15 protein-coding genes and 1 tRNA gene are annotated in these 18,443 nt (G+C 41.4%); 2 read left to right on the top strand and 14 right to left on the bottom strand.

What is annotated here, in order from left to right; translation table 11 throughout:
• Window positions 1-221: 221 nt before the first annotated feature.
• From nusG to ABJV04_RS15260, 7 genes are all read right to left on the bottom strand, one after another.
• Window positions 222-758, bottom strand: coding sequence for a transcription termination/antitermination protein NusG (gene nusG / locus ABJV04_RS15290; RefSeq protein ID WP_348492440.1), 537 nt, complete (start codon window positions 756-758; stop codon window positions 222-224).
• Between the two features lie 3 nt (window positions 759-761).
• Window positions 762-1,139 carry a preprotein translocase subunit SecE gene (secE, locus tag ABJV04_RS15285; RefSeq protein ID WP_348492439.1) on the bottom strand — a complete coding sequence of 126 codons (378 nt, stop codon included), beginning with the start codon at window positions 1,137-1,139 and terminating at the stop codon, window positions 762-764.
• 87 nt (window positions 1,140-1,226) lie between these two features.
• Window positions 1,227-1,303 (bottom strand) — tRNA-Trp (locus ABJV04_RS15280).
• A 272-nt stretch (window positions 1,304-1,575) separates the two neighbouring features.
• Window positions 1,576-3,999, bottom strand: coding sequence for a S8 family serine peptidase (locus ABJV04_RS15275; RefSeq protein ID WP_348492438.1), 2,424 nt, complete (start codon window positions 3,997-3,999; stop codon window positions 1,576-1,578).
• 626 nt (window positions 4,000-4,625) lie between these two features.
• Window positions 4,626-6,467, bottom strand: a complete 1,842-nt coding sequence (locus ABJV04_RS15270) for an ABC transporter ATP-binding protein (protein ID WP_348492437.1) — start codon at window positions 6,465-6,467, stop codon at window positions 4,626-4,628.
• A gap of 18 nt (window positions 6,468-6,485) precedes the next feature.
• Complete coding sequence (locus ABJV04_RS15265; RefSeq protein WP_348492436.1) at window positions 6,486-7,097, bottom strand: RraA family protein; 612 nt, start codon at window positions 7,095-7,097, stop codon at window positions 6,486-6,488.
• Window positions 7,098-7,125: 28 nt separating this feature from the next.
• Window positions 7,126-7,542 carry an MAPEG family protein gene (locus tag ABJV04_RS15260; protein ID WP_348492434.1) on the bottom strand — a complete coding sequence of 139 codons (417 nt, stop codon included), beginning with the start codon at window positions 7,540-7,542 and terminating at the stop codon, window positions 7,126-7,128.
• Window positions 7,543-7,850: 308 nt separating this feature from the next.
• On the opposite strand from ABJV04_RS15260, the gene ABJV04_RS15255 reads away from it, so the two are divergent.
• Window positions 7,851-10,073 carry a M13-type metalloendopeptidase gene (locus ABJV04_RS15255; RefSeq protein WP_348492433.1) on the top strand — a complete coding sequence of 741 codons (2,223 nt, stop codon included), beginning with the start codon at window positions 7,851-7,853 and terminating at the stop codon, window positions 10,071-10,073.
• Between the two features lie 56 nt (window positions 10,074-10,129).
• Here the strand turns inward: ABJV04_RS15255 and dbpA are convergent, their stop codons facing one another.
• Genes dbpA through pyrC form a run of 4 tightly spaced genes read right to left on the bottom strand, consistent with a single transcriptional unit; the run spans window position 10,130 to window position 14,129 of the window.
• Window positions 10,130-11,506, bottom strand: a complete 1,377-nt coding sequence (gene dbpA, locus ABJV04_RS15250; RefSeq protein WP_348492432.1) for an ATP-dependent RNA helicase DbpA — start codon at window positions 11,504-11,506, stop codon at window positions 10,130-10,132.
• Between the two features lie 35 nt (window positions 11,507-11,541).
• Window positions 11,542-12,231 carry a crotonase/enoyl-CoA hydratase family protein gene (locus ABJV04_RS15245; RefSeq protein ID WP_348492431.1) on the bottom strand — a complete coding sequence of 230 codons (690 nt, stop codon included), beginning with the start codon at window positions 12,229-12,231 and terminating at the stop codon, window positions 11,542-11,544.
• 12 nt (window positions 12,232-12,243) lie between these two features.
• The gene (locus ABJV04_RS15240) at window positions 12,244-13,041 is read right to left on the bottom strand and encodes a transporter substrate-binding domain-containing protein (RefSeq protein ID WP_348492430.1); all 798 of its coding nucleotides are present in this window, start codon (window positions 13,039-13,041) and stop codon (window positions 12,244-12,246) included.
• Between the two features lie 50 nt (window positions 13,042-13,091).
• On the bottom strand, window positions 13,092-14,129 hold the full coding sequence (gene pyrC / locus ABJV04_RS15235) for a dihydroorotase (protein ID WP_348492428.1): 1,038 nt from the start codon (window positions 14,127-14,129) through the stop codon (window positions 13,092-13,094).
• Window positions 14,130-14,280: 151 nt separating this feature from the next.
• Here pyrC and ABJV04_RS15230 point away from each other — a divergent pair, with 151 nt between their 5' ends.
• Window positions 14,281-16,008, top strand: a complete 1,728-nt coding sequence (locus ABJV04_RS15230) for a lysophospholipid acyltransferase family protein (protein ID WP_348492455.1) — start codon at window positions 14,281-14,283, stop codon at window positions 16,006-16,008.
• A gap of 548 nt (window positions 16,009-16,556) precedes the next feature.
• Here the strand turns inward: ABJV04_RS15230 and ABJV04_RS15225 are convergent.
• The 3 genes from ABJV04_RS15225 to ABJV04_RS15215 form a co-directional block, all read right to left on the bottom strand.
• Window positions 16,557-17,120, bottom strand: a complete 564-nt coding sequence (locus ABJV04_RS15225; RefSeq protein ID WP_348492427.1) for a PhnA domain-containing protein — start codon at window positions 17,118-17,120, stop codon at window positions 16,557-16,559.
• Window positions 17,121-17,219: 99 nt separating this feature from the next.
• Window positions 17,220-17,747 (bottom strand): hypothetical protein, encoded by a 528-nt coding sequence (locus tag ABJV04_RS15220; protein ID WP_348492426.1) that lies wholly within the window; start codon window positions 17,745-17,747, stop codon window positions 17,220-17,222.
• Between the two features lie 104 nt (window positions 17,748-17,851).
• Window positions 17,852-18,373 (bottom strand): lipocalin family protein, encoded by a 522-nt coding sequence (locus tag ABJV04_RS15215; protein WP_348492425.1) that lies wholly within the window; start codon window positions 18,371-18,373, stop codon window positions 17,852-17,854.
• Between the last annotated feature and the right edge of the window lie 70 nt (window positions 18,374-18,443).

Genomic DNA, 18,443 nt, shown 5'->3' with positions numbered 1-18,443 from the left:
ACCTATAGTCGTCTCTTCGTGCACATCCTGTGGCTGGGTTCCAGCTTTTCAATCCAGCGATATTATCTAGTGTGTACCAAATCGCAAATTGAACCTTCCTTGGTGTCCAGCCCGCACCTCCCTGAGCGGTCGTGCAGCTGGATGGAGCTTCGCTCCTAATGAATCCAGCCTTACCCATGTCGGTCGTTCAGCAAGCTGCGAAACTTCGTTTCGGTCTTGCTTCACCCTTTTTCGACTTGGCCGAACTCTAGTTCTACTGGTGTTGAGCGACCAAAGATAAGTACTGATACTTTCAAGCGGCTTTTTTCGTAGTCCACTTCTTCGACCACACCGTTGAAGTCTGCGAAAGGACCATCGGTAACACGAACCACTTCGCCTGGTTCGAACAAAGTTTTTGGTTTTGGCTTGTCTACTGACTCTTCCAAGCGGTTAAGGATCGCATCAGCTTCTTTCTTAGAAATAGGCATAGGGCGATCTGAAGTTCCACCAATGAAACCTAAAACTCTAGGAACACTTTTCACTAAGTGCCATGACTCTTCGTTCATTTCCATTTCAACAAGCACGTAGCCTGGGAAGAATTTACGTTCGCTTTTACGCTTTTGACCAGCGCGCATTTCCACAACTTCTTCGGTAGGTACAAGTATCTCACCAAAGTAGTCTTCCATACCGTTCATTTTGATATGTTCAACTAACGTTTTTTGAACACGGCCTTCATAACCAGAAAATGCTTGTACTACATACCATTTTTTATCAGACATGATTTACACTCCTAAACCGGTTATGAACGATACAATTTCCACAATACCCATATCCAAAAGATAAAGTACGATAGACATAAAAGCGGTTGCCGCTAACACGATTAAAGTTGTTGTCGTTGCTTCTTGCCTTGTTGGCCAAACAACTTTGCGAACTTCTACGCGAGATTCTTTTGCAAAAGTTAAGAATGAACTACCTTTTACCGTACTGCTGGCAATAAAACCTGCAATCGCCACCAATGCTACTGCAGCAAGTGCACGATAAAGCACAGAAATTTCTTGATAATAGGTGTTTGCGGCTATTACTCCGCCCAAGATCAAGACGACTACCAACCATTTGAGCATATCCAATGAATTGGATGGTGATTCTGCTTTTTCGCTCATATTCTTACTTCCGTAATAAATACTGGCCATTTGTGATTCAAGTAAACCAGTATGTTTAAATTCAAATTTATGTGATTTGACAAAAATTGGCAGGGGTGGAGGGATTCGAACCCCCAACCATCGGTTTTGGAGACCGCTGTTCTACCAATTGGAACTACACCCCTAACAAATTTCAGTTACACCAACCTTGTGATTTGAACCAATTTTTTATTGGAAAATTTGGAGTCACACAAGGAGGGACGCGTATTATACTCATTGAGCCGCGCTATTCAAGTAAAAATCAGTTTCCACAGCGTAAATTAGTCAAGCCAAAGTCACTTTCTGGGGAAGTGTGTTTTTATGCTCTGGCGTGAGTCCCACAGGAACTAGATGAGAATAGTCTTTTGTTTGAAAAAATAAGCCGCTCAAACAGCGGCTTATTTTAATTTCAACAATGTTAAGGTTGAACTTCCATGGTAAGGGTTAAATTGGAAAATGTGCTGTAAGCACGGATACCCACATACCAAGTACCTGATTGTGGAGAGCTATACGAGCAGCTTTCGGTATTTCCATTTTTATAAGGGCGGCAATCGTAGTTACCCGTGGTTGGATTACTGCCATAACGCACATATAAATCAGCATCACCGCTTCCACCAGCAGTACTCACATTCAAAACCGATGATCCAGCTGGAACGTCCACTGTGTAATACACCCAGCTATAGCGGGAAGCAGATATATTTTCAATGACAGTTAATGAACCATCATTACCACCTCCGCCTGTTGACTCCGTGTAGTCAGCTTGTATTGACACGCCTGAATATGCACTGTAACCGATGATCTTAACGTAATAAGTCCCAGTTTGAACTGAACTTATACTACAAGTTTCGTTATTCCCAGCAAGGTAAGGTCGACAGTCATAACTATTGCTGGAGGGTTCACTGCCGTACTTAACATATAAATCAGCATCGCCAGAGCCACCACTCATGGTGAAGACTAAATCGGTTGCGCCTTCGGGGACCTCAATGCTGTACTCCAACTCCGAATTTGTTGCACCTGATAAGCCTGTAACCGCAGTACCGTTAACTAAAACGTTTCCACCTGGATTGCCACCGCCATTTCCACTGCAATTAGCAGCTAAATAATCAGACGCGGCTTTTGCCTGTACTAAACCATAGCCGGTTTGATTGTCTCTGCCTGCAGTCTCTAAATCGATGGCTGTTGTTGCTAATGCACTACGTACTTGAGAAGCACTGCAACTCGGATTATTCGCCCAAACTAGTGCTGCCACCCCAGCTACGTGAGGACTGGCCATAGAAGTACCGTTATAGTAGGCATAATCAGTATTCCCAGATACCTGCAAATTGGCCGAGCTGCCCGCTGCAGCAACTAATTGTTGACCAAGATCGCGATTTACCGACACCACAGGAACTGTAATCTGGCTACTATCATCTACCAAAAACGGATTTTGTAACCCTGGTCGTTCACTGTTGCTATAAACCACAATTCCCGCGGCTCCTGCATTATCACAAGCCAATGCCGCGTTAATTTCCGGATAACTACTCCCCGCTTGATTGTCAGCACGTTCAACTACACATATTTTATTGCTCATATTTGAACAACTAAAACTACCGCTACTACTTGTGCTACAAGCGCCGATTACACCAGAAACAGAACCATTGATATTGCTGATGGCGTAACTTCCGCCACTGACAATATATCGAGAAGGGGGTAAAACTCGATCATCCCCCACCGTTGAACCATTGAAGGTTAAATAACCTTGTCGCCCATCATTGACACCAACAGTAGATAATACCGCTTCACCAGGTGCGGATAGTTCTACCTGATTGGTATACTGGGAAAACTCCGCTCGCAAACCAGTTTCATCCACAGCAGCAACGGAAATAACCGAGCTATAGGATGCTGGATAAGAGTGACTTGAATCCCCGGCGTTTCCGGCAGCGGCCACCAATAACACACCATTGTTAGCCACAGCTGTTAAACGGTTACTTTCGCTAGTTGAAGACCCTGAACCACCTAACGACATATTCACCACATCAGCGCCATTTGATTCACAGGTTTCTACGGCATCGGCTAAATCGCTTGAGTAACCCCAGCCTGATTCGTTAAACACTTTGATAATATGTAGATTGATATTTTGATTAGGAAGTACCCCTAAGATACCTTCAGCATTATTAATGCCTGCAATGGTGCCTGCAACGTGAGTACCGTGAGAGCCTCCTGGCACATACCAATTGCCAGTGCCGGAATTATTGCTACCCGAAACCGAATTGCCACTGAGGTCAGGATTATTAATGTCATATCCCGAATCGATGATACACACTGTCTTGCCACCAGCACTTACATCAGACAGTTGGTCAGCTTGCACCTTAGCAATACCCCAAGGTTGTGATTGTGCCATTAAATATCGAATTGGATCGGCTTCAACCGACTCTACCAAAGGATCTTGTTGCACTTGTAAAATAAGGGATTCTATGGCTGTTTTTGACATGCGTTTGTCTAGCTTTAAAATTGCCCTGCCCTGATTGTTGGTTTTTACGAAGCGCATTTTCTGGCCGGTTTTAGCGGCTAGTTTGTTTAGTACATTGCTGCCCAAAACGTTTTGTCCAGGGGCAAGAGTCAAACCATTGTTTACACCCGTATCTGTGCTTAAATTAGCACTAGCACTTTCAATTTCCTGCAAAGTCGACTGATCTTTAAATTTAACTACTAGCCTGTCGGTTAGTTGATTACTAACTTCAGGATTTTGTGATGCCAACCAATCTGCAAAAGCTATATTTGTCGCTGTCTCTGCCGCCATGGCCGGACTTACAGTCATCACCGCAAAACTAATCGCGCTGATAATGAATTGTTTATTTTTCATTCCCGATTTTCCTATTTCTGTCGTTATTTTTGTTTTTATTGTTATTAATTTAGTTTAAATATTTGGAGTATTAATTAGCTTAGTCGCATAGTTCCACCTCCTTTTTTAAGCACAAGAATACCGCCCATACCTGCATAGAATGGGATGAGTGTTAAATTCAGAATTTAAATTAAATGGGTGTTGCTAAGTTTTGAATGCCGAAAAATTCAAAATTCGCTGACGTACTGCTTTGAGTCGTAGATTTTGCATGAGGTCGAGATCCTATATTTGTAATTAAGTGAGACTCTGTAAAGTGACTTTGACTGGCAGATTTACCTGCTCACTTATTAATCTCAGGTAAAAAATTAACCATACGGTCAACTAAAAGCAACCTTTTTTTACCCTTTTTAGGTCTTTTTTTTACCCTGGAAATTAAAATATAAAGAAAACAATAAGCTAGGAAAGTATTAATTTTTGCGTACTCTATGAGTTACGGAAGTTTTTTAATTATCAGTCTTCACACCCAACGCAACTAACTAGAAAAACAGCAGCCCTTTAGGTGCGATTGTTTACTAACAATCCCAGAAACAAAAACTCCCAGTGCAAAACACTGGGAGTGATGAGTTTCACTTAGTAGATACTAAAAACTAATCCACACCAATAAAACCACCTGTTTGATGAGACCAAAGTTTGGCGTAAATACCATTTTGAGCCAACAGTTCACTATGACTTCCGGATTCGACGATCTTCCCTTGCTCTAACACTAATAAGCGATCCATCTGCGCAATAGTGGATAACCTATGGGCAATAGCAAGCACCGTTTTATTTACCATCACTTTGTTCAAACATTGTTGAATTGCTGCTTCTACTTCTGAATCTAGAGCTGAAGTAGCCTCATCTAATATCAAAATTGGAGCGTCTTTCAACATGACTCTAGCAATTGCGATTCTTTGCCTTTGACCGCCTGATAATTTTACGCCTCGCTCTCCAACTTGAGCGTCATAACCAACATTGCCGTTCAAATCAGAAAGCTGTTGAATAAACTCATCAGCCTCCGCTTGTTTAGCAGCCGTTTTCATTTGCTCTTCAGTGGCAGAAGCACGGCCATAAACAATATTTTCTCTCACCGAGCGGTGTAATAGAGAGGTATCTTGGGTCACCATGCTAATATTTGCGCGTAAGCTTTCTTGCTTAACCTGTTTAATCTCTTGCCCGTCGATGAGTATATTGCCATTTTGAACGTCATAGAACCTCAATAGAAGGTTCACCAAGGTAGATTTACCCGCCCCTGAACGTCCAACTAAACCAACTTTCTCGCCAGGCTTTATGGACAGGTTTAACTGTTTAAAAACATCAATGGGCTTGCCTTCAGGACCGGCATAACCAAAGTCGACATTTTTAAATTCAATTGCACCACCATTTACCTTCAAGTTAGGTGCATCAGGCACATCTGTTACACTAACTTCATTGGCAAGGGTGTTAATTCCATCTTGTACAGTTCCGATATTTTCAAATAACGAAGAAACTTCCCACATAATCCATTGAGCCATGCCATTGAGTCTTAAACACAAGCTGATAGCTACCGCTAAATCACCAGGCGTTACCAAATGATTTAGCCACAAGTAAATTGACAGTGCGCTAACACTAAAAACGAGCAAGGCGTTAGAAAACCACACACACCCATAAAGTGTAGTGACGAGTCGCATTTGTGGATAAACAGTATGTAAAAACCCACTCATTCCCTCTTTAGCGTATTCAGATTCACGCTGACTGTGGGAAAAGAGTTTAACCGTCATAATATTGGTATAGCTATCGACGATTCTGCCAGTCATAATTGAGCGAGCATCAGCTTGCTTTTGAGACACTTTTTTAAGGCGAGGAACAAAGGTTCGCAAAATAATAATGTAGGTGAGTAACCAAACAAGTAAAGGCACGCTTAAGCGCCAATCGATGGAAAAAACCAACACCACAATACTGATAAAATAGACACTCACATAAACGAAAATATCCAGTGACTTCATCACCGCTTCACGAACCGCCAACGCGGTTTGCATCACTTTAGTAGCAACCCGTCCAGCAAATTCGTTTTGGAAAAAGCCGATACTTTGCCCCAATAGATACCGATGTGCTTGCCAGCGTATTTTCATGGGGTAATTCCCCAGTAGAGTTTGATGGGTAAGCAAAGACTGCAACACCACTAAACAAGGCAAGATCACCAGAATAATCAGTCCCATCCGAATTAAGCTGCCACTTTCTTGTTCGATAAAGGTGTCCGGATTCCGTTCTGACAACCAGTCAACAAGCTGACCGACATAAGCGAATAATGAGACCTCTAAAGCGGCAACAGACGCGGCTAAAAGCGATACCGTGAAAATTACCGGCCACATACCTTTAGTATAATGACGACAAAAAGCGATAAGGGTTTTAGGTGGGGTTGTTGGGTGCTCAACAGGGAACGGTTGAGTCAACCGTTCGAAAAATGAAAACATGCAAGATCCAATTAGAGTTTATTTAAGTTTCGAAATAATATTATCAATATTACGTTTATGATTATCTTGCCATTGCTGTAATGTTGTTTGTGCATCTTTGTCGGTGCGAGCTTTTGCAATTTCGTATGCTGACTCAGCTTGGTCTTTGGGTACAACAGCAATCCCCTCTTCGTCGGCAATCACGATATCCCCCGGGTTAACGGTTACTCCACCACACTCAATGGTCTGATTTAACGGTGAATACGCTTTTTTTGAACCAGGATAAGGAATTACGCCACGAGCAAAAACAGGAAACTGAATATCACGGGTTTCAGCTAGGTCTCGAATAACACCATCAATCACAAAACCAGCAATCCCTCTTTCCTTTGCAATTGCACACACATTTCCACCTGCGGCGGCAAATTGTGGGTCAGATTTCACTACAATGATATCTCCAGGAGAGGCTTCATATATTGCCGCATGCAACATCAAATGGTCGCCCGGTTCGCAAAATACAGTGAAGGCGGGGCCAGCTATGCGAGGAGGTTGAGGCCAAAGACTTGAAATAGAGTAATCAATAAACTGCTCTCGAGGTAAAGCATCAGCATATTCACAGGGGGAAATTTGTTTGAATAAATTCATATCGAGCATAAATAATCACCTTATTATAATTTAAATATTAAAACGCAAATTTGCTCATTAACTTGAACAGCCAATAAGCACAGATCCCCACCTGAATGAGAAAAAACACAAATCGAATCTGCACCGCAAGCACAGAGGTTGAGACAAGATGAACAATGGATTGTCCTAATCTTGCTGCCAGCAAGTAATACGCCAATGTATCAGTAATGGCGGAAGCGTTAGTAGCCAAAGCTGCAAGCATAGTGCCACCAATGAATACAAAACTTTCTGCACAATTAAGGTGAGCCCGAGTAAGTCGTTGCCCAAAATCAGGTGAATCAGAACCGTCCGCTTTGAACTGATTGGGTAATCGTTGTTTCTGGCTAACTAAAATAGTTCGATAAGTAGCTAATAGGATAAGTAAAAGTAACGTCCAACTAATGTATCCAAGCAGAGCGATAATAGTAGCATTCATTAATATTCCTTTGTACGGAAATAGACAGTAACGATAAGTTACCGCAAATAGTGAATAATTAGAAATAAGTTCCGGTTGAAAATAACCTTAACTGAGCTGCGTAAATATTAATGCTAGATTAGCTCTACAAATGCTAAGCTTACACTGGTAAATTTATGTGAAGTGCAAACGCCCCCCAGTCTGACACTTCAGGGGAAAATATAGATCGAGGCAGTTATCAATTAAGTAAAAAACGATTAACTGAAACCCACATTCAATTCAAATGTACATTTTTTAGTAAACAACATAACGCACACAAAGAGAGTTTAATGAAAGTTTATAGTTTAATGCTCGCGGTTATTGTTTTTCTCTGGGGATGCTCCGATCCTGCCCCAACTGACGTCGTTGAAGAAGACAAAACTCAGCAAGAGGCACCGCTGATAGAAAATCCCCCCGTTGAATTGCCAAAAACAGAACCCCCTGTAGAGGTCGCTCCTGAAACCCCGACCGTTGAAACTCCCCCTGTTGTAGTTCAACCTAAAGTAGAGCAACCTGTAACTGACATACCTCCTTCTAAAGAGCCGGAAACCGCCTCCATTCTCCCCAATTCCGGAATTAAGTTAGATAGTATTGATAAAACCGTTAAGCCCGGAGATGATTTTTATCGATTTGCTAATGGCAAATGGTTAGATAAGGCGAAAATCCCAGCAGATAAAACCGGCTTAGATTCCTTTCAATTGCTCGCTGATAAAGCCCAAGAAAATGTAATGAAAATCATCCAGAATGCTTCTCAGGGTGACTTTAAAGAAGGCAGTAATGAGCAGAAAGTGGGGGATTTATATTCCTCTTATACAGACATGGAAGCACGAGACAAAATAGGTCTTGCGCCACTTTCACCTGAATTTAGCAAAATAGATGCAATTGAGAACCAGCAGCAATTGGCTGCCTATTTTGCCTATGCCAACATACACAGTTTTGGTACACCTTTCGCCATCGATCAATATATCGATTTAAAAAACCCAAATGTTTATATGATTTATTCTTGGCAGGCTGGTTTGGGTTTACCGGACCAAGAGTACTACACAAGCAGCAAAGGCTCTTATCAGGAAATAAAAAGTAAATATCGAAGACATATAATAAAAATGTTCGAATTAGTGGGCATTGAAGACGCTAAAAAAAGCGCAAAAATGATTTTAGATTTAGAAACAAAGCTCGCCTCTAAACATATGGAAAAAGAAAAAACCCGAGATATGGTGGCGCTCTATACCAAAATACCTGTAACTAAATTATCTGAGTTAATGCCTAACTTTGATTGGCCAACGATGTTAGAAGAACTCGGCCTTTCGGATTTAGATGGTTTAGTGGTCACGCAAACGGATTACATGCGAGCGGTAGACAGTATTATTGCTAAAACCCCGTTATCAACCTGGAAGGTTTACCTTAAATGGATGGTAATCAATCAAACCGCCAGCAATTTAACCACTGAGTTAGATCAAGCAAATTTCGAGTTTTTCAGCAAAGTACTTTACGGAGTTGAAGAACAGCAACCAAGATGGCGTAGAGGCGTTAATCTAGTTAATAAGCATTTAGGTGAAGTGGTTGGCGAAGTTTATGTAAAACAACATTTTTCGCCTGCGGCGAAAACACGTATGTTGGATATGGTTAATAATCTATTAGCAGCTTATGAAGTGAGTATCAAAGAGCTAGATTGGATGTCTGATGCCACCAAAACAGAAGCCCTTGATAAATTATCTAAATTTACCGTCAAAATTGGTTACCCCGATAAATGGAAAGACTATTCGCAACTGCAAATTTCAAAATCAGACTTGATTGGCAACATCAAACACTCTGAAGAACTGCAATGGCAGCAGCTACTTGAGAAGCAAACTAGCCCAGTTCAGAAGCACGAATGGAATTTAACGCCACAAACCGTAAATGCCTATTACAATCCCCCAGCTAATGAAATTGTGTTTCCAGCGGGCATACTACAACCGCCATTTTTTAACATGGACGCCGATGATGCCGTGAATTACGGCGGTATTGGAGCGGTAATTGGACATGAAATAGGCCATGGATTCGATGATGCCGGCAGCACCTTTGATGGTGATGGAGCACTGCGTAATTGGTGGACCGAGACCGACAAACAAGAGTTTGAAAAGCGTACAAAACAGTTGGTTAAACAATACAATAAATTCAAACCCTTCAAAGATTTGAGTGTAAATGGTGAATTTACCCTTGGCGAAAATATTGGTGATTTGGGGGGGCTAAGCATTGCACTGAAGGCATATGAGTCAACATTATCTAATAATGAAGCGCCAATACTTGATGGTTACACCGGTCAACAACGGGTTTTATTAGGCTATGCTCAAATTTGGGCCGCAGTTTTGCGGGATGAGACCTTGCGCAATCTAATCAATACAGATCCCCACTCTCCTCCTAAATACAGAGTGAATGGCGTAATGCCGAATATTCCAGAGTTTTATTCTGCATTTGATGTCAAAAAGGGAGATGCACTCTATTTAGCCCCGAAAGAGCGAGTGAAGATTTGGTAGTGCGATATACATGAAGTAATAAAGAGTGCCTAGGCACTCTTTATTAATGGAAGTGATTAACGTAATTTTCTAGCTTTAAACTTACGGCCTTTCATTTTTCCTTCGTTAAACTGTTTCAAACTGCGTTTAACACTACGAATTTTTACCGCCACATAACTGTGCGTAGCCGTTACTTTAATTTTACCTATATCTTCTCCTGATACGTCCGCATCTTTAGTTAATGCTCCCAAAATATCACCAGGACGTAATTTGGCTTTTTTACCACCATCAATACATATTGTTTGATATTCTGGCTGCACAATGCGATTGGCATGAAATCGAAGCGCTTGAACTCCTTTCCACTCTACTTTTCTTTGTTGATAATCTTCAATGGCGTTCGCCCGCCCCATTTCTTTAGGCGCACACAAGGTTAAGGCTAAGCCTTCTGCGTCTGCACGACCGGTGCGACCAATCCGATGAATGTGGACTTCTGGATCAGGCGTGATTTGATAGTTAATCACTGCGCCCACGCCTTTAACGTCTAAGCCTCTAGAGGCAACGTCGGTGGCAATGAGCACCGATAAACTCTTATTGGCAAAGCGCACTAAAACTTGATTACGGTCTTTTTGTTCTAAATCACCGTGCAACGCATCCACTGAGAAGCCCATTTCAGTAAGGGCTTCTAACAGTTCGTGGCAGGCTATTTTAGTATTACAGAATATAATCGCCGACTCTGGTTGAAACTCAGTCAACAAGGCCGCTGCAGTCTTAGTTCTATGGGGCTCTTCTACTTCATAAAAGAGTTGTTTTATTTTACTTGTGTCATGGGTTGACTCCACCGTAATTTCGATGGGATTACGCTGTATTTTTAAACTTATCTGTTTAATTTGATCAGGGTAAGTAGCAGAAAATAGTAAGGTCTGTCGATCAGTTGGCACAGCTCGAATGACAGTTTCCATTTCTTCTTCGAAGCCCATATCTAACATACGATCGGCTTCATCCAATACCAAGGTATTTACTTCAGACACATTGAGGCGACCTTTAGACAAGTGGTCCATAATACGCCCAGGGGTACCGATGATAATATGCGCGCCATGGGAAAGAGAGCCAATTTGCGGCCCCATTGGGCTGCCACCGCAAAGAGTGAGTACTTTCATATTTTCAATCATCCGCCCAACACGACGAATTTCTTCAGCAACTTGCTCCGCCAACTCTCGTGTAGGACACATGACCAATGCTTGTACTCTAAAACGCTCCACATTAAGTCGATTTAGCAAACCCAATGCAAAAGCGACGGTTTTACCACTACCGGTTTTTGCTTTTGCGACGACGTCCTTGCCTGCCAGAATTTTCGGTAGACTTTGTTGTTGAATTTCGGTCATCCCCTCAAATCCAAGGGTTTCCAAATTACTAACAAGTTCAGGTTTTAATGGCAAAGAAGAAAATTGGGTCACTAATGTGCTCTCTTTAAAATAAGTGTTATAAATAGTTACAATGAACTGTTGAGATCTATCTCAATAGCGCTTTCTAAGTTCGCTAAATGTTCAGCTCTTGCTTTTAGTTTAGTTGCTCGATGGGCTTTTAGATCTAATGAAGCCATGGCAGAGGCAACTTTATTAACGGTTTTTTCGAATTTTTTGGGTTTCACAACCAAGTCTAAAAATCCAGCTTCAAGTGCCTGTCCAGGATTAAAAATTTCCGCATTAATGACTGAACGATTAAAATAACGTGGGGTTAATCGATTGCGCGCCAACTCAATACCCACTTGGTGCATGGTCATTCCAATAGCCACCTCATTCAAACCTATTTTAAAATCGCCATCGATACCAATACGATAATCGGTTGATAATAAAAGAAATGCTCCCTTAGCCACCGCATGGCCAGAGCATGCCGCAATGACCGGAGTAGGAAAGGACAATAACCGTTTTGACAGCAATGAGCCCATCTTCACAAGCTCCACGGCTGACTCATGACTGTGTTTCATCACACTTAAATCAAAACCCGCACAGAACATACCTGCTTTGCCAGTTAACACCACTACTTTTTGATTTTTCTCTGCTTTATCTAAACACAAATTAATTTGCTCAATGACATCAGGAGAAAGCGCATTGGCCTTCCCATTATCAATAGTGATTAGGGCATAAGATTCTTGATTTTGATAACTAACAAGTTTACTCATAGTCAGGTCCGATTATTTATTCCACAAATTAAGTACACCGTCTTCCATATGCATAGGAATAGGCAAGTTTTGGTATTGCTTTAGCCAATTTTTAGAAATTAGTTTAAATGCGTCTGAGTGCTTATAGCGATTTGCCGCACTTTTTAATCTATTTACCAACTCTGTATTTGTTCCCACTTTTGATAAGGTGAGATAAGTTACAGTTCTTTCATACATAAATACACGCTCAAACTGATTACAGTCTTTCCCTTGCTCGCGGCAAAAATACTGCATTCCTGCGTCGGAAAAAAATATCGCGCTGGATTGTTTATTTACAACACTATCGATTGCATCCGACCAGTTTGAATATACATGTACATTTTTGGCATTTTGCGCCTGCAGTATTTTGTGACGAACATCATTCTCCAATACCGCTATAGAGTCAAATTCTGATAATTGTTCAAGACTATTTAAAGGTTTAAGTTGTTTGTGTGGGCTATAAACTGAATACACATTAGCAGTAAGAGGGGTTATCCAGTGATAACTATCTTCCCTCTCAGATGTGCGAGTTAACGCAAAAGCCAAAACATTAGCTTTCACTTTTGCTTCTTGCTCAAGGCGTTTCCAAGGGGCAAGAAGAATTTGCTGTCTAATCCCCGCTGTTGCCAGAATTCCCTTCACTTCATCAACCAATAAGCCTGTTAACTGGCCTTTTTCCGTCTGTTCGATAAACGGCGGTTCAGGATAAGCTAACACCCAAAAGTCTTTTGAAGATTGGGCAAACAACGCACCGCTATTCAAACTAAATAATATTATTAAAATACTATTCATTGTTATCCAGGGTGCGTTCAATAAACAGAGGGCTCGTGTTAATAGCATCGCTAAAGGTTTTCTAATTTCCAATCAACCGTTTGTCCTGCAAAAAACGGTACGATTGGGTTTCCATTGGGAAGCGTTATTTGTTCAGGAATTTGCCACTTCTCTTTGACTAGAGTAACCGTTTCGGTGTTACGTGCTAGCCCGTAGAAATCAGCACCATAATGGCTACTAAATCCCTCTAGCTTATCAATGGCTCCCAAGTCATCAAAAATTTGTGCGTATAATTCTAGGGCGCTCCAAGCACTGTAGCAGCCAGCGCATCCGCATGCTGACTCTTTTCTATGTTTTTCGTGGGGTGCAGAGTCCGTACCTAAAAAGAACTTTTTAGAGCCACTCGCTACGACCTTTCTAAGGGCCTGTTGATGAGTATTACGCTTGAGTACCGGTAGACAGAAGTTATGAGGACGAACACCGCCCACTAGCAAGTCATTTCTGTTCAACAATAAATGTTGCGGGGTAATGGTTGCTGCAACATTGTCAGAACTTTGCAATACAAAATCTGCCGCGTCAGAGGTAGTAATGTGTTCAAATACTATTTTTAAGTGGGCAAAGCGCTCAACAATTTTTGTAAGATGTTGGTCGATAAACTCTTTTTCCCGATCGAAAATGTCCACGTGGTCCTGAGTGACTTCACCGTGGATTAACAAAAGCATTTCCTGCTTGGCCATCTCTTCGAAAACCGGATACAAAGCTTCAATGCCAGCAACGGCTGAGTCAGAATTAGTGGTAGCACCGGCGGGATACAATTTAGCTGCCACTACACCGGCGTTTTTAGCGTCAATAATATCTTGCTTGCTGGTTTCGTTGGTTAAGAAAAGCACCATGAGTGGTTGAAAATCACTACCTTCAGGTCGAGCTGCGAGAATACGTGATTTATAATCCATTGCCATTTTAGCAGTGGTTATAGGTGGCACTAAATTGGGCATCGCAATCGCGCGTTTAAAACACCTTGCGGTGGCAGGAACCGTTTCCCCTAACATGTCATGATCACGGAAATGTAAGTGCCAATCGTCTGGGGCAGTTATCGTAATTTTATTCATCATTGGCCTGTAGTCAGAGTTTAAGCTAAATCTTCCCCCTATTATGCCCGAAAAATTGTAAAAATAATCTTTTGCATTGCATAAATAGCTTCTGTTATAAGGTAAAGATTAATTGTCGTTGTTGAGAATAACTGAAAATATGCAGCATCAGGTGTCGACATCTATTAGTCTTGCTAATCTTGTTGAGCAAAAAAAAGGCCCGCTTACCCTAGCCTTAAAAATGTTAGACCACATTGTGGGCGTCAAGAAAATGGATGCGCTTTATAAGCGTCATCAAATGCAAGGCCTTGAAAAATCAGAATTTGCCGAGAAATTACTACAGATACTCAATATTGAAGTATTGGGTGGAGACTCTGTTCAAAAAAACATTCCGCATTCCGGACCATTAGTTATTGCCAGTAATCATCCTTTCGGCGGTATAGAAGGTGTAATATTGTGTTTACTCATTGGTCAAATCCGTCCAGACCTCCAGGTTTTAGCCAATCAAGGATTAAAACTTTTTCCGGAGCTGAAGGACTATTTTATATTTACCAATCCTTTATCTGAGCGCGATCCGCGAAATGGCCCCTCCATTCGAAAAAGTATAAAACACGTTAAGCAAGGTGGTGCTGTTTTGGTTTTCCCTGCCGGACGTGTGGCTTACTATCAAGGTGACAAAAAGCGCATTAGTGAGCATTCTTGGAATCGCATTGTTGGTAAACTTATTGATTCGTCGAAGGCACAATTTCTACCGATCTTTGTCAGCGGTCAAAACAGCCCTTTATTTTATCGTTTAGGTCGAGTTTATTTTCGGTTTAGGCTGTTCATGTTGGCGCGAGAATTACTGAATAAGAACAACACTCAAATAAAAGTTAGTTGTGGTTCACTAGTAAAACCTAACACCTATAAAGCTACCAATAGCAAACAGCACGCAGCACTGTGCCGAATTCAGAGCTACTCCCAAGATCCTTTATGGAGTATGACCTGGCCTGAAGATCAGAGTGTTAAACTAGCCCCATTAGCAGAGCAAACACCTTGGCAAGACATTGCCCAGGAGTTAGAAGCACTCCCCAAAGTACAATGTTTATTGGTACACAAAGAGTATTCAGTTTATTACGGCTATCAACAACAACTTCCCAAAACCGTATTTGAAATAGCAAGATTACGAGAGTTAGTGTTCCGTCAGCACAATGAAGGCAGTGGTGAACCGATAGATACAGATGAGTTTGATGCCACTTATACCCAGTTATTTGTTATCAACAATAAAAGCCAGAAAATTATTGGTGCATATAGAATGGGGCAAACCGATAAACTCCTTGAGCACGGTGATATATCGGAGTTGTATCTGGCACGTATGTTTAACTTTTCTTCGGAATTTGTGAACCAGCAGCAGCCTTGCCTAGAATTGGGCAGATCATTTTTAATACCTGAATATCAAAAAAGCTTTCAAGGACTATTTTTATTATGGCGAGGGATTGGCGCTTTTGTATGCAAGTTTCCTCATTACCGCACGTTATATGGCACAGTTTCCTTGAGTAAATTATACAACCCTCGTTCGGTTGCATTAATTGAGCAGGCCTTAGTCACGCCAACCGATAAAGTCACACCCCACAAAAAATTCGACTTTGCTCCTCACCCGGAAATTTTGGATTTTGCAAAAGAACATGATTTATCGACACATTTAACCACTCTGCTAGCGGCAATCGAAAGTGATGGAAAAGACATTCCAATTTTAGCCAAGCATTATTTAAAACTCGGCGCAAAATTTCACTGTTTGGGGATAGATGGAAATTTCAATGATACTCCAGGGTTACTATTGAGTGTTGATTTACCCAAAGCCCCTGAAAAGTTGTTAAAACTATATTTAGGCGACAACTGGAAACAATATACTGCTAACTAATATTGTCCCCGGCATAAATGCCGTGCTACAGCACCTTGTAACATGGGCTTTAGCCCATGAAATCTAGACATAGCACCCACGACATAAATACCGTGCTACATCACCCTGTAGCATGGGCTTTAGCCCATCAAATCTAGACACAGCACCCACGGCATAAATGCCGTGCTACACAACCTTGTAGCATGGGCTTTAGTCCATGAAATCTAGACATAGCACCCACGGCATAAATGCCGTGCTACACAACCTTGTAGCATGGGCTTTAGCCCATCAAATCTAGTACAGCATCCACGGCATAAATGCCGTGCGACACCATCTTGTAGCATGGGCTTTAGCCCATAAAACCTAAACACGGCATCCACGGCATAAATGCCGTGCTACATCATCTTGTAGCATGGGCTTTAGCCCATCAAACCTTGGCAAAGTACCCACGGCATAAATGCCGTGCTACAGCACCTTGTAGCATGGGCTTTAGCCCATAAAACCTAAACCCAGCACCCACGGCATAAATGCCGTGCTACAGCGCCTAGGGCCGCAACAATAACTAACAATTATGATTTTTTGGTATACGCACTGATGATCACAATTCGTTGACCATTCACTTTACCTTCAATATGTTCTGGATTACTGCTCAAGGCAATGCCTCGTACTGCGGTTCCGCGCTTAGCGGTGAAGTTAGCGCCTTTCACATTGAGATCTTTTACTAGGGTGACAGTATCTCCAGCTTGCAGCGCTGTGCCGTTACAATCTAAGGTTGGCTCATCATTTAATTCAACTAGACCTGACTCAGCCCATTTAAGCATTTCTTCATCTAGATATAACATATCTAACAGGTCCTGAGCCCAGCCTTCAGTAGATAACTTTTTAAGCATGCGCCAGGCAACGATTTGCACTGCTGGCACTTGACTCCACATACTATCGTTTAAACAGCGCCAGTGAGTCATATCCAATTCTGCATCACCAGATATTTGAGATTGGCATGTTTCGCAGACTAAAATACACTTATCAGCATGAGCCTCTTCTGGCGGCACTTCATATACAACAAGAGAGTCGGTGGCACCGCATAATTCACAGGCTTGGTTACTGCGAGATAAAAGAGTTTGTTCGATAGACATGCTAAAACCTTTGTGGAATGGAATTTAAGCGGCGATATTATGCATAAAAACCACAAAATTTCTATGGTTTTATGCATTAGGTATAGGTTTTAGATGGAATTATGAATTGGCAACAGAGACTTTATTCATTTCATCACGCTGAAAACTGATAGTTGCGGGAGCGACTCCGAAGTTTTCAGGTGTATCATTTCCTCTTAATGATTGAATGACACTGAGTAACGAGAAATGGTGAATTGCGTGGCTTGATATGAATATTAATTCTCTTGCTAAAGTAGATTGTACACGTGCCTGTTCGACCTTATTAGCGTTAACTTCACTGCTCACCATGAGTTCCATATTAAGGTCTTGTTGGCAAACATTCTCTAACCAAGCTTCAATTTCTTGCCATTGCTTTATTGCAGCTTGTGGGCAGCTTTCGGTTTTGGTATGCCTATTTCGCTTATCATAATCGATAAACTTAAGGTCAAGTCCATTCTTTAAGGCCAGATAGTGATCAAGAATATGCCGCATATGCATACCAGCGCTTCCGGATAAATGTGGTTTTAAGATCTCTTGATATTCATTGATATCAGTATTTGTTAAAAATTGCTTGGCTTGGCGCACAACTTCAAGCTGACTTTCGAGCATGTTATTCCTTCCGCGTTCTTCTGGTTTCAAATTTGCTTTTTAGCTAAGACCTTCATACACAAATAATAATTTCAATATATATGAATGAAACCTAAAGTCACTGGCTAATTATGGTCAACGAAAATCAATTTTGAAGTATCGTAACCTGCTTCACTGGCTTCTTGAACTAACATGTCTATGGTTGATTTTGGCAATGCTTTATCCCTGCTTAGTATCCAAAGATACTCCCGATTGGGGCCACTCACTAAGGCATATTGGTAATCATCTTGATCAAGAAAAAATATAATATAACTGGAATAAAAAGGTCCAAAAAAAGACACCTTTAAATGTCCTATGGACTCTTCGCCTACAAAATAAGCTTTGCCCTCGGCCTCTTTCCATTCGCCATTTTCAGAATTAAAACCACGATTAATAACACTCACGCCACCATCATCAAGAAGCGTATATTCCGCGGTCACACGTTGAAGGCCTTCTTCAAAACTATGATCAAAACGCGCAATTTCATACCAAGTACCTAAATATTTATTTAGGTCGAAATTCTTAACTGGCTCTATCCCTTTAGGAATTGAGGTGCATGAAACGACGAAGAAGCTCATAACTAATAGAAAGAAGAGTTTTAATTTCATTAACTTTAAACCTAATTAACTAAATAATTCTAAATGTTATAACGTGTGAATCGAGCTTTTGTATCACTTA

Origin of the sequence: Aliiglaciecola sp. (genome assembly GCF_039982535.1) — a bacterium.
In the GTDB taxonomy this organism is placed as follows: domain Bacteria; phylum Pseudomonadota; class Gammaproteobacteria; order Enterobacterales; family Alteromonadaceae; genus Aliiglaciecola.
Note: the sequence above shows the minus strand (reverse complement) of the source record. Positions and strands in the feature narration are given on the sequence as shown.